This is a genomic window from Blautia hominis (assembly GCA_002270465.1).
In the GTDB taxonomy this organism is placed as follows: Bacteria; Bacillota; Clostridia; order Lachnospirales; family Lachnospiraceae; genus Blautia; species Blautia hominis.
The window spans coordinates 158,377-171,462 of the sequence record NQOF01000004.1; the positions used below are offsets into that span (position 1 = coordinate 158,377).

A 13,086-nucleotide genomic window follows, 5' to 3' on the forward strand; every position below is an offset into this window, starting at 1 on the left:
AAGCCCGGTATGAGTATCAGCAGAAGAATATCACTCCGGAGCCGCTGCCTGAAATAAAAGTAAGGGATGCCGGATTTCCCCCGTTAAAAGGAACGCGTATGATAGTATGTGTAAGAGGTGGTAAAACGATAGCTGAGGCTTTCGTCCTGTTGCAGGGCGGAGGCCTTTTTTATATCCCCCAAGCACAGAGAAAGGAGAATAAAACATGTATCAGAAAGTCCCCACGAACATGAATTTTGTGGAAAGAGAAAAAAACATCGAGAAATTCTGGGAAGACAACGAAATTTTCAAAAAGAGCATGGAACACAGAAAAGAAGGTGAGACTTACACTTTCTATGACGGCCCGCCCACAGCCAACGGCAAGCCCCATATCGGCCATGTTCTGACACGTGTTATCAAAGATATGATCCCGAGATACCGCACTATGAAAGGCTGTATGGTGCCGAGAAAAGCGGGATGGGATACCCATGGCCTTCCAGTGGAGCTGGAAGTGGAAAAGATGCTGGGTCTGGACGGCAAGGAGCAGATTGAGGAGTACGGCCTGGAGCCATTCATCAATCACTGCAAAGAGTCTGTCTGGAAATACAAAGGAATGTGGGAGGACTTCTCAGGAACCGTAGGCTTCTGGGCAGACATGGACAATCCCTATGTCACCTACCACGATGATTTCATTGAGTCCGAATGGTGGGCATTAAAACAAATCTGGGACAAGGGCCTTTTGTACAAGGGCTATAAGATCGTTCCCTACTGCCCGCGCTGCGGAACGCCCCTTTCCAGCCATGAGGTTGCCCAGGGATATAAGGACGTTAAAGAACGCTCCGCCATCGCACGCTTCAAAGTAAAAGACGAGGATGCCTATATTTTAGCATGGACCACAACACCATGGACACTCCCGTCCAATGTGGCGCTGTGTGTGAATCCAAACGAGACTTATGTAAAAGTAAAATCCGGTGAATACACATATTACATGGCAGAAGCGCTTCTTGATAAAGTTCTGGGCGAGGAAAATTACCAAATTCTGGAGCACTATACAGGAAAGGATCTGGAGTACAAAGAGTATGAACCTCTCTTCCCATTCGTAGAACTGAAGAAGAAAGCATATTATGTAACGTGTGATACTTATGTAACGCTGACAGACGGTACCGGTGTGGTCCATATTGCGCCTGCCTTCGGTGAAGATGACAGCAAGGTGGGAAGAGCATACGACCTGCCGTTCTTACAGTTAGTAGATGAAAAGGGTGAGATGACAAAGGAAACCCCATGGGCAGGCACCTTCTGCAAAAAAGCAGATAAAAAAGTGCTTGTGGATCTGGAAAAACGTGGTCTGCTTTTTGACGCGCCTGTATTTGAACACAGCTATCCTCACTGCTGGAGATGTGACACTCCGCTTATCTACTATGCGAGAGAGTCCTGGTTCATCAAGATGACAGCTGTGAAGGAGGACTTGATCCGCAATAACAACACCATCAACTGGATCCCGGAGAGCATTGGCAAGGGCCGTTTTGGAGACTGGCTGGAGAATGTACAGGACTGGGGTATCAGCCGTAACCGTTACTGGGGCACGCCTCTGAATGTATGGGAATGTGAATGCGGCCATATGCACTCTATCGGAAGCAAGGAAGAATTAAAGGAAATGTCCGATAACTGTCCGGATGACATTGAACTGCACAGACCATACATTGACAACGTCACGATCCGCTGCCCGAAATGCGGCAAAGAGATGCACCGTGTGCCGGAAGTGATCGACTGCTGGTTTGACTCCGGTTCTATGCCCTTTGCACAGCATCACTATCCATTTGAGAATAAAGACTTGTTTGAGCAGCAGTTCCCGGCAGACTTCATCTCCGAGGCTGTGGACCAGACAAGAGGATGGTTCTACTCCCTGCTGGCGATCTCCACCCTGATCTTCAACAAGGCTCCCTTTAAGAACGTTATCGTTCTGGGCCATGTGCAGGACGAAAACGGACAGAAGATGAGTAAATCAAAGGGCAACGCCGTAGACCCGTTCGAGGCGCTGGATACTTACGGGGCTGATGCCATCCGTTGGTATTTCTATGTAAACAGCGCACCCTGGCTGCCAAACCGTTTCCACGGAAAGGCCGTACAGGAAGGACAGCGTAAATTCATGGGAACGCTGTGGAACACCTATGCGTTCTTTGTGCTGTATGCAAATATTGACAACTTCGACGCTACAAAATACAAACTGGAATACGACAAGCTTCCGGTCATGGATAAATGGCTGCTGTCAAAATTGAATACCCTGGTGAAAACCGTGGATGACAACCTGGCAAACTACCGCATCCCTGAGACAGCCCGCGCGCTGCAGGATTTTGTGGATGAGATGAGCAACTGGTATGTGAGAAGAAGCCGTGAGCGTTTCTGGGCAAAAGGTATGGAGCAGGATAAGATAAATGCTTATATGACCCTGTACACAGCCCTTGTGACTGTTGCCAAAGCCGCAGCGCCTATGATTCCGTTTATGACAGAGGATATTTACCAGAACCTTGTGAGGAGCATTGACAAGGATGCGCCGGAAAGTATCCATCTGTGTGATTTCCCGGAGTCCAATGAGGCATGGATTGATGAAAAACTGGAAGCGGACATGGAAAATCTTCTGGAGATCGTAGTCATGGGCCGTGCATGCAGAAATGCGGCGAACATCAAGAACCGTCAGCCAATCGGCAAAATGTTCGTGAAGGCAGCCTTCCAGCTCTCTGACTTCTATCAGGAGATCATAGAGGATGAGCTGAATGTGAAGAAAATGAGCTTCACAGACGATGTGAGGGATTTCACATCCTACAGTTTCAAGCCACAGTTAAAGACCGTGGGACCTAAGTACGGCAAGCACCTGAACAGTATCAGAGCAGCCCTGTCAGCCATTGACGGCAATGCAGCCATGGATGAGCTGAAGGCCGGCGGTGAGCTGAAACTTGACATAGACGGTCAGGAAATAGTATTATTAGAAAGTGACTTACTCATTGATACTGCGCAGATGGAAGGATATGTTTCAGAATCAGACAATGACATCACGGTTGTACTCGATACAAACCTGACTCCGGAATTAATTGAAGAGGGCTTTGTGAGAGAGATCATCAGCAAAGTCCAGACCATGCGTAAAGAGGCTGGTTTCGAGGTAATGGATAAAATCAGAATCTCCCTTACAGGAAACCAGGTGATTGAGGGCATCTTCCGCGCTCATGAGGCAGACATCAAGGCAGAAGTACTGGCAGAAGACGTCAACTACAATGAAGTAAGCGGCTATACAAAGGATTGGAAGATCAATTCTGAAAGCGTGACATTAGGTGTGGAGAAGATTTCATAAGAAATCATCCCCGCCGGTCAGTTCCGGAGGAGGAGAAAATGTTAGATAATCATTTCAAAAAAGAAGAATTTAAAAAAAGCGTCAAAGAGAATGTAAAGATGCTTTACAGAAAGACCATTGAGGAGGCAAGCCAGGAGCAGATTTTCCAGGCAGTTTCCCTTGCAGTCAAAGACGTTATCATTGACAACTGGTTATTGACACAAAAACAGTATGAGAAGGATGACCCGAAGATCGTATACTACCTGTCCATGGAGTTTCTTATGGGCCGTGCGCTGGGCAACAACCTGATCAATCTGTGCGCATACAATGAAGTGAAAGAAGCTCTGGATGAACTGGGCTTTGACTTAAATGTGATTGAAGACCAGGAGCCGGACCCGGCTCTTGGAAACGGCGGTCTGGGAAGACTGGCAGCATGTTTCCTGGATTCCCTGGCAACCCTTGGATACTGTGCTTACGGCTGCGGCATCCGTTACCATTATGGTCTGTTCAAACAGAAGATCGAGAACGGATTCCAGGTGGAAGTACCGGATAACTGGCTGAAAGACGGCTATCCATTCGAGCTTCGCCGTCCGGAATACGCCAAAGAAGTAAAATTCGGCGGCTATGTGAAAGTAGAATATGACCCTGCTACAGGCAGAAACAATTTCGTACAGGAGGGATACCAGTCTGTGCTGGCTATTCCTTACGATATGCCAATCGTGGGATATAACAACAAGATTGTCAATACCCTGAGGATCTGGGATGCACAGGCTATCAGTGAGTTCCAGCTTGACTTGTTTGACAAAGGTGATTACAGAAAAGCAGTTGAGCAGGAGAACCTTGCCAAGAATATCTGCGACGTTCTTTACCCAAATGACAACCATTATGCCGGCAAAGAGCTGCGTCTGAAACAGCAGTATTTCTTCATCTCAGCTAGTATCCAGGCTGCTATTGAGAAATTCAAAAAATCTCACAGCGACCTGCATGACCTGCCCAAGAAAGTCACCTTCCAGTTAAATGATACGCATCCGACCATGACGGTTGCAGAGCTGATGCGTATCCTTCTGGACGAGGAAGGCATGACCTGGGAGGAGGCATGGGAGATCACAACCCATACCTGTGCCTACACCAACCACACCATTATGGCAGAAGCCCTGGAAAAATGGCCCATTGAGCTGTTCTCCAAACTGCTTCCCCGTATTTATCAGATCATTGAGGAGATCAACCGCAGATTTATCCAGGAGATCAACAACAAATATCCGGGAAATCAGGAGAAGGTCCGCAAAATGGCCATCATCTATGACGGCCAGGTGAAGATGGCACACCTTGCTATCGCAGGCGGATACTCTGTAAACGGTGTAGCAAGGCTGCATACGGAAATCCTGAAAAAACAGGAATTAAAAGATTTCTATGAGATGTATCCCAACAAATTCAATAATAAGACCAACGGTATCACCCAGAGACGTTTCCTGCTCCATGGCAACCCGCTGCTGGCAGACTGGGTGACAGACCATATCGGAGACGGTTGGATCACCGACCTGGCACAGCTTTCCAAGCTGAAAGTATACGCAGATGACAAGAGGGCACAGCAGGAGTTCATGAACATTAAATATCAGAACAAAGTGCGCCTTGCAAAATACATCATGGAGAACAACGGCATTGAGGTTGACCCACGTTCCATTTTTGATGTACAGGTAAAACGTCTGCATGAGTACAAACGCCAGCTGATGAATATTCTGCATGTTATGTATCTGTACAACCAGATCAAAGAGCATCCGGAAATGGATTTCTATCCGAGGACCTTTATTTTCGGCGCAAAAGCCGCTGCAGGATATGTGCGCGCAAAACTGACCATCAAGTTGATCAATGCGGTTGCAGATGTGGTGAACAACGATAAATCCATCAACGGCAAACTGAAAGTCGTATTTATTGAGAACTACCGTGTATCCAATGCGGAGATGATCTTTGCGGCAGCAGATGTATCTGAGCAGATCTCTACTGCAAGTAAAGAGGCATCCGGAACCGGTAACATGAAGTTCATGCTGAACGGAGCCGTTACCATCGGTACTATGGACGGTGCCAACGTGGAGATCGTGGAGGAAGTAGGCCAGGAGAATGCATTTATCTTCGGTCTGTCCTCAGATGAAGTCATCAACTATGAGAACCACGGCGGATACGATCCTATGCAGTATTTCAACAACGACCCGGATATCCGTAATGTGCTCATGCAGCTCATCAACGGAACTTACTCTAACGGTGACTTTGAATTGTTCCGTGACATCTACGATTCCCTGCTCAACACCAAGAGCAGTGACCGGGCAGATACTTACTTCATCCTGGCTGACTTCAAAGCCTACGCTGAGGCACAGAAACGTGTGGAGGCGGCTTACAAGGATGAAGCCGGCTGGGCTAAGAAAGCGCTGCTGAACACAGCATGCTCCGGTAAATTCACATCTGACAGAACGATCCAGCAGTATGTGGATGAAATCTGGCATCTGGATAAGGTTACGATCGAGAACTGAATATATCCGGTAAAATAAGGATAAAAGGCAGGGCCGCGGAGGCAGACAGAGAATGTTTGCTGCTGCGGCCCGTGATCGTTTTATGACGTGCAGGCAATCATTTACTTTGACATCCTTTTTCGTCTATGGTACACTGAAAATAATTATGGAGAAATATACCCTACCGTAATATGTCTGAAGACTACTCAAAATTGAAGAATATACTAACAGAGGTGAAAACAGTGGACAAGAACGAATACCGTGCCAAACTGGACGTGATCAACGATCTGGTTGACAGGCAGGACTATAAGGGGGCTCTGGAGATTGTCGATACGATTGACTGGCGCAGGGTGCGAAGTGCAAGGACACTCTGTATGGTCGGTGAGATTTATGAGGCAAATAAACGGTATGAAGACAGCCGCAGGCTTCTCATACTGGCGCATCAGAGGGCTCCTATAGGAAAAACAGTAATATACCGGCTGGTTGAGCTGGCAATTAAGATGGGGAATTTTGATGAAGCGGTGGATTATTACAATCAGTTTGCGGAAATATCCCCCAATGATAACTCGCGCTACATATTAAAGTACAAAATTTACAGAGGAAGGCGTTCTCCCATCCAGGAGCAGATCGCGATTCTGGAAGAGTATAAAGGACGTGAATATACAGAGCGCTGGTCCTACGAACTGGCAAGGCTCTATGCCAAGGCAGGTATGAAGGACAAATGTGTGGAAGAGTGTGATGACCTGATCCTCTGGTTCAGTGAAGGGAAATACGTGGTAAAGGCCATGGAGCTGAAGATGAAATATGCTCCTCTTTCTCCCAGCCAGGAGGAAAAATACAGGAACCGTTACGTGGAACCATCACCGGAGAGCGCTGCGGCAGCCGCGGCGGCCACGATCACTGCAGCCACACAGGCGGCGTCAAAGCTTGTCAGTCAGTCCGTCGGCGCAGGCGTGTCGGAACAAATTACAGATGAAATGCCCCATATCGAGTCAGTCCGTTCCAGGGCAACCGGAAAGGCACCGGAGGAAGTATCCGTATTTTCACCGATTCTTGAGACTACAGGGGTTTTACAGGATAAAATCGCCAAGGGCATCCGGGATGTATTCTCCGGAGGGCCGAAGGAAGAGGAAGAGACCCAAGCCGAGGCGCAGGAGACAGCAGATTCCGCTGCTGAAGATACCCAGGACTACAGCATGGAGGATGACACTGAGGATTACGTGGTGAAGGAACTGGAACCGGACAAACCCGCATCCGGAAGCATCGCAGCCGCAGCCATAAGGCAGCCCGCAGCAAGGCCGGTTGAGGCGCCAAAGCCTCAGGCAGCACAGGCCGCCGCTGAACCTGCACCGGAGGTGGATTTGGATGCCATTCTAGCTGAGACAGCCGGAGAGCTGGCCCAGGCCGTTGCCAAGGTTTCCGGTGGAGTGACACCGATCAGCGGAGCCGAAACAATAGCGGCAGAGAATACGCCGTCAGAAGCGGAGAACAAAGCCGCTGTATCAGAAGGTACGCCGTCAGTGGTGGAAGCGGGAGCTGTTGCACCAGAAGGTACGTCGTCGGTGGCGGAAGCGGGAGCCGCTGTATCAGAAGATACGCCGTCAGTGGCGGAAGCCGCTGCATCAGAAGGTATGCCGTCAGTGATGGAAGCGGGAGCCGCTGCATCAGAAGGTATGCCGTCAATGGCGGAAGCGGGAGCCGCTGCATCAGAAGGTATACCGTCAGTAGCGGAAGCGGGAGCTGTTGTACCGGCAGGATCTGCTGTGCAGGCCGCTGCAGCGAAAGAAGTCGGTGATACAGAAACAGTCACGGTCGGAAGTGATGATGCGGTTATAGCCGCAGCCGGCAGCATGGAACCTCAGACAATATACCAGCCTGACCGGGAACCACAGCCGCTTTCGGAAGCTGCTGAAGAAGCCGTCAAAGAATATACAGTCGGTGCCCGGCCGTCTGTTTCTGAGAAAGAGGAGAGATACACACAGGCGGAGGAATCGCCTCAGGAATATGCACAGCCGGTTTCCGGGGAAGCGGCAGAGGAGGAATTCCTGCAGCAGCCTTCCATGGAAGCTATCATGGCAGAGGCTGCCATAACCACAGAACCGGACAACCTGGACGGCAGAACCATCGAGATACCTGTGGAAGAGGTGCGGGCGGGCCTTGGCGGAATGACCATTGACCTTCAAAAGGCACTGGAATCAGCCGTAACGGAACCGGAAAGCCCCGTACAGTCTGAAGACTTTGCAGAGTCCGACGAGTCAGAGAATGAATATATGCACACGGTTGCCGAGGATAAGCGTATGCCCGCAGAGGCGTCCATGTCTCCTGCGGGAACAGCCACGGCATCCATTCTGAGACATCACCTTACCCCGGAGGAACAGAAACGTCTCTTCACCTATTTTGCTCCGATACCCGGGCTGACCCAGCAGATTACTGAAGCCCTTGACATTGCCCAGGAATCGGCGTGTGAGAGGACATCAAAATCCGGAAATATAGTTATTACAGGCCGTGAAGGCGCAGGCAAAACCCGCTTGTCCGAAGGCCTCATAAAAGCCATTTGCAAGGAACGTCACATGGAAGGTGCCAAGATCGCCTATCTGGATGCAGAGAAGATGAACGCAAAAGACCCGGCCTATGTGGTTGACAAGCTTGCAGGCGGATTCCTGGTGGTAGAGAACGCTTCATCCCTGAAGGAAGATGTAATAGAAAAACTCTCCAAGGCAATGGAGTTCAGGACGAACCGTCTGACTGTTATTCTGGAAGACTTAAAACCCGGCATTCAGAGCCTGGAAAAGACATATCCTGACTTTATGGAAAAATTCGATTCCCGTGTGGTCATTCCGGTCTTCACCAATGACGAGCTGGTATCCTTTGCTAAGACATACTCCAAAGAGATGGGATATAAGATTGATGACATGGCTGTTCTGGCCCTGTATACCCTGATCGGCGACAACCAGGATGAAGACGATCCCGTATCTGTGGGACAGGTAAAAGAGATGATGGACAACGCCATCAAGCGCGCCTCCAGAGGCGGAAGACGCCCGGGCAAGAAAGTGGCAAAGCGCCATTTGGATGAGAGCGGACGCATTATGCTTTACGAAAAAGACTTTGATGTATAAAAATATCCCCGGCAGGCGCATATGCCTGCCGGGGAACCTTAATTATGACGGGAGATGAAAAGATGACAGCCCCATATCTGGGAAACCCAAAAGGGACGATTGAGGTCCTGCAGAAATATGACTTTGTTTTTCAAAAGAAATACGGGCAGAACTTTTTGATCGATACCCATGTACTCGACAAAATAATTGATGCTGCACATATCACGAAAGAGGACTTTGTGCTGGAGATCGGACCCGGCATCGGAACCATGACCCAGTACCTGGCACAGGCTGCGGGAAAGGTATATGCGGTTGAGATTGACAAGACGCTGATCCCCATTCTGGAAGATACACTTCAGGGATTTCCGAATGTGACCATATTAAATGAAGACATTCTGAAAGTCGATATCAAAAAACTGGCAGAGGAGCACAACGCAGGAAAACCGATCAAAGTTGTAGCGAATCTGCCATATTATATTACCACGCCGATCATCATGGGATTGTTTGAAGGTGATGTGCCCATTGCGTCTATTACGGTAATGGTACAGAAAGAGGTGGCGGACCGTATGCAGGTAGGACCGGGAACTAAGGACTACGGTGCCCTGTCCCTGGCAGTCCAGTATTATGCGGACCCCTATATTGTGGCAAATGTACCGCCCAACTGCTTTATGCCCAGACCTAAAGTGGGAAGCGCAGTCATACGCCTGACGCGCCATAAAGAACCTCCAGTGGATGTTAAAGACGAAAAGCTTATGTTCCGCCTGATTCGTGCGTCCTTTAACCAAAGGCGCAAAACGCTTGCTAACGGACTGAACAATTCCCCTGAATTGTCATTTACCAAGGAGAAGATCCAGCGTACCATAGAAGCCTGCGGCTTCCGGGAAGGAATCCGGGGGGAGGCACTGACACTGGCGGATTTTGCACGGCTAGCCAACGCGCTTGCTGATACCGGAGATGCGTATCCGTAATGAGAAAGGATCAGCAGATTTTATTGCCATTTGCCATCAGCTTAAATTTCATGCCCAGCATTTCCGAGGCCCGCTTACACATGAGCATACGCTGCATGAAAATTTCAAAATAGTCCATAATGGAACAAATCTCTTCATCCAGTTCAATATTGAGCTGGATGATTTTTTTGTCCATCTGAATGGAGAGGGTGGAGGAAATGGCGGCATAATTGACTCTGTCGTGTTTATCAAAGTTTTCCCTGATGGGATTGCGCACCCGGTTGCGGCGCACATCCGTTTTATCCGCCAGGATGACAGCAGCGGATACCGGATCCACGGCACTTCCGCTTCCCTCATCGTGCTGCCCAATGGCGCTTATGATCACGGCCGTATCCCTGGGAGAAAGCTTATATTTTTGAAGGATCTGCATAGCCATCAGTGCGCCGCTGTGGGCATGGTCGTTTCGGTTGATGCAGTTGCCTACATCGTGGAGAAGTCCCGCTACTTTTGCAAGCTCTGTTTCCCGTTTTCCATAGCCGAGCTTTTTCAGTATCTTTCCTGCTGTCTCAGCAACCTTAATGGCGTGCCTGCAGGAGTGCTCCGTGAAGCCCAGGACCCCAAGGCTGTGGTTGCCCTGTTCCATATACGCTTTCACTTCCTCTGAGTTCTTCAGTTCTTTATAAATACTTTCATTCATATTCTTTGTTTACAGCCTTCTGACAGCGTCCATAGCCAGGTCAGAACGTTCGCATTCTTCTGCTGTGAGTGTGACCTGACAGCAGAGCGGGCTTCCTTTCATATATTCTGATGCATAACAAAGGCCATTGGTCCTCTCGTCCAGAAATGGCCGGTCTATTTGGCCTGGGTCACCAAGCAGGATGATCTTAGTTCCCTTTCCGGCCCGGGTGATAATGCCTTTCACCTGATTCGGTGTCATGTTCTGGGCTTCATCTATAATGAGCCAGGTGTTTACAAAGGAGCGTCCTCTTATGAAATTCAGAGCCTCTGCCTGAATGATCCCTCTCTCAAAAATCTCATCAATCTTACCTTGAAGCTCCGCTTCGTTCTTATACCGTTCCTCCTCATTGGAGTCAATAAGCTGTTCCAGATTGTCAATGACAGGACGCATGAGCGGAGATATTTTTTCCTGTTCATCGCCGGGGAGGAAGCCGATATCGGAGTCAAACTGTGCATTGGGGCGGCTGATCAATATGCGGCGGTACTCTTTGGTGGTGCTGTTCAAAACCTTTTCAAGCCCTGCTGCCAGAGAGTAAAAAGTCTTTGCTGTTCCTGCCATCCCCTTGACGATCACCAGTGGGATTTTATCAGGAGGCATCATAAGAGCTTCCTGAAGAAAATATTGTCCGGCATTTCGCGGTTCTACTCCGTATGGGCGGCTTTTTTTGTAGGCAAGAGGTACGATCTTTTCCTGACAGACCCTTCCGAGATGCGTCTTTCTCAAAGACTGGTCAGCTTTCAGCAGTACAAACTGATTCTCCCACAGTTCGGGCGGGAAAGATTTTCCCTGTGCGTCTGTCAGGTATACAGCATCCAGTGGGATTCCCTTCTTTTTAAAAGTCTTAAAAGTTTCCTCCGGTACAAAACACTCACATCTTCCTGTGTATTGGCCTTCCCTGGATGAAACCTGTTCCTGCAGAAAATCTTCAGCCCGGATGCCCAGTATCTGTGCCTTCATCCTAAGAAGGATGTCTTTTGTGACTAGTACCACAGGAAGTCTTCCGTCCATAAGGTGTCGGCAGACTTTTAAGATCCGGTTATCCATTTTGTCATCCGGAAGGCTTTCCGGAAGTTCCACATGGACACAGTTGGCTTCCACCCGCACCGTCCCGCCATTTTTCAGGGGTGAACCTTCCAGAAGGTTTCCCTGCAGCCGCAGATTCTCCAGGCGTCTTATGGCTTCTCTTGCGTGGGCGCCTTTTTCCCCGTCAGCTTTTTTTAATCCATCCAGCTCCTCCAGAACCGCAAGGGGCAGTACAAGCTGGTTATCTTCAAAACAGTCCAGAGCATCCGGTGACTGGATCAGCACATTGGTGTCCAGGACGAATATTTTTTTCATATAATAGGTCCCTCCTGTTTTTTCATTTTACATCCCAATCTTACATCTATATAGGAAAGGGTTCTATCCGTCCATTGTTAAATCTGCTGAGAGTTTTTGTAAAACAGCGGAACCGGCAGCCGTTTTACAGGCATTTAACCAAGAGCTTACGAAAACAGGATGGATGAAAAGGTAAAAATGCAGTTTAATAGTTACAGTTCACAGGTCACTGTACCGGGAGGCGTTTTCATGCGGAAGCATGAAGATCCCGAGGCAGGCAGCGCAATATGGGGCGGAATGCTCCATATCTGTGCATCGCGAAGCGTGTTACTGGACACGGAGTGAACAGTAACATTTAATAAGCTTTGTAAGCAGCTTTGCTGTACATGAAAGGAAAGGAGAATACATTTCATGTTAGAACTTCAGAATGTAAAAAAATCCTATGACGGAGTCACTATTTTGCAGAATATCAATCTTTGTATCGAGGAGGGAGAGATCGTCTCTATCCTGGGCCCGTCCGGATGCGGAAAAACAACACTTTTGAATCTTATACTTGGCATTACTGATTTAGATGAAGGAAAGATCATATTCAATGAAAGAGATATCACAAACGTACCCATGGAGGAACGTGGATTTAACATTGTATTTCAGGATTATGCCCTGTTTCCCAATTTAAATGTATATGAAAATATTACCTATGGCCTCAGAAATAAACCGAATATTTCCAGCGATAAGGAAGTACAGGAATTCGTCCGCCTTCTGGGACTGGAAGAACACTTGGATAAAAAAATAGAACAGCTCTCCGGGGGTCAGAAACAGCGTGTGGCTCTTGCCAGGACCATGGTAATGAAGCCTAAGATACTCCTTCTGGATGAGCCTCTGAGTGCCCTTGACGGAGTCATTAAAGAATCTATCAAAGAAAAAATAAAAGAGATCGCCAGGGAATTCCACCTGACTACCATCATCGTCACCCACGATCCCGAGGAAGCGCTGACTTTGTCCGATAAGGTGCTGATCGTGAACAAGGGAACCATTTCCCAGTACGGATGCCCGGAAGAGATCATCACTTCCCCGCAGAATCTCTTTGTAAAAGAGTTTATCCTGAACCAGCTTGAGATCAAGAAAAACAATATTTTTATGCTGTTCCGTCAGGATAAGCAGGTGAGCCTGCAGGTGGTGTAAACAT

General features: G+C 48.5%; 7 protein-coding genes. 5 read left to right on the forward strand and 2 right to left on the reverse strand.

Translation table 11 applies throughout. The annotated features are described in order from the left end of the window. Positions 1–205 precede the first annotated feature (205 nt). The 4 genes from ileS (at position 206) to rsmA (ending at position 9,865) form a co-directional block, all read left to right on the forward strand. A complete protein-coding gene (gene ileS / locus CI595_RS15055; RefSeq protein WP_095174458.1) occupies positions 206–3,322 on the forward strand; it encodes an isoleucine--tRNA ligase in 3,117 nt (1,038 codons plus the stop codon). Between the two features lie 38 nt (positions 3,323–3,360). Then, the gene (locus CI595_RS15060) at positions 3,361–5,823 is read left to right on the forward strand and encodes a glycogen/starch/alpha-glucan phosphorylase (RefSeq protein WP_095174459.1); all 2,463 of its coding nucleotides are present in this window, start codon (positions 3,361–3,363) and stop codon (positions 5,821–5,823) included. Positions 5,824–6,014: 191 nt separating this feature from the next. After that, positions 6,015–8,918: a tetratricopeptide repeat protein gene (locus tag CI595_RS15065; protein WP_243135178.1), complete on the forward strand. Its 2,904-nt coding sequence runs from the start codon at positions 6,015–6,017 to the stop codon at positions 8,916–8,918. A gap of 62 nt (positions 8,919–8,980) precedes the next feature. Then, a complete protein-coding gene (gene rsmA / locus CI595_RS15070; protein WP_095174735.1) occupies positions 8,981–9,865 on the forward strand; it encodes a 16S rRNA (adenine(1518)-N(6)/adenine(1519)-N(6))-dimethyltransferase RsmA in 885 nt (294 codons plus the stop codon). Positions 9,866–9,875: 10 nt separating this feature from the next. On the opposite strand, the gene CI595_RS15075 is transcribed toward rsmA, so the two are convergent. Both CI595_RS15075 and CI595_RS15080 read right to left on the reverse strand, forming a co-directional pair. Then, on the reverse strand, positions 9,876–10,541 hold the full coding sequence (locus CI595_RS15075; protein ID WP_095174461.1) for an HD domain-containing protein: 666 nt from the start codon (positions 10,539–10,541) through the stop codon (positions 9,876–9,878). Positions 10,542–10,550: 9 nt separating this feature from the next. Continuing rightward, positions 10,551–11,921, reverse strand: a complete 1,371-nt coding sequence (locus CI595_RS15080) for a PhoH family protein (RefSeq protein WP_095174462.1) — start codon at positions 11,919–11,921, stop codon at positions 10,551–10,553. A gap of 390 nt (positions 11,922–12,311) precedes the next feature. Here CI595_RS15080 and CI595_RS15085 point away from each other — a divergent pair, with 390 nt between their 5' ends. Next, positions 12,312–13,082, forward strand: coding sequence for an ABC transporter ATP-binding protein (locus CI595_RS15085; RefSeq protein ID WP_095174463.1), 771 nt, complete (start codon positions 12,312–12,314; stop codon positions 13,080–13,082). The last annotated feature ends 4 nt before the right edge of the window (positions 13,083–13,086 follow it).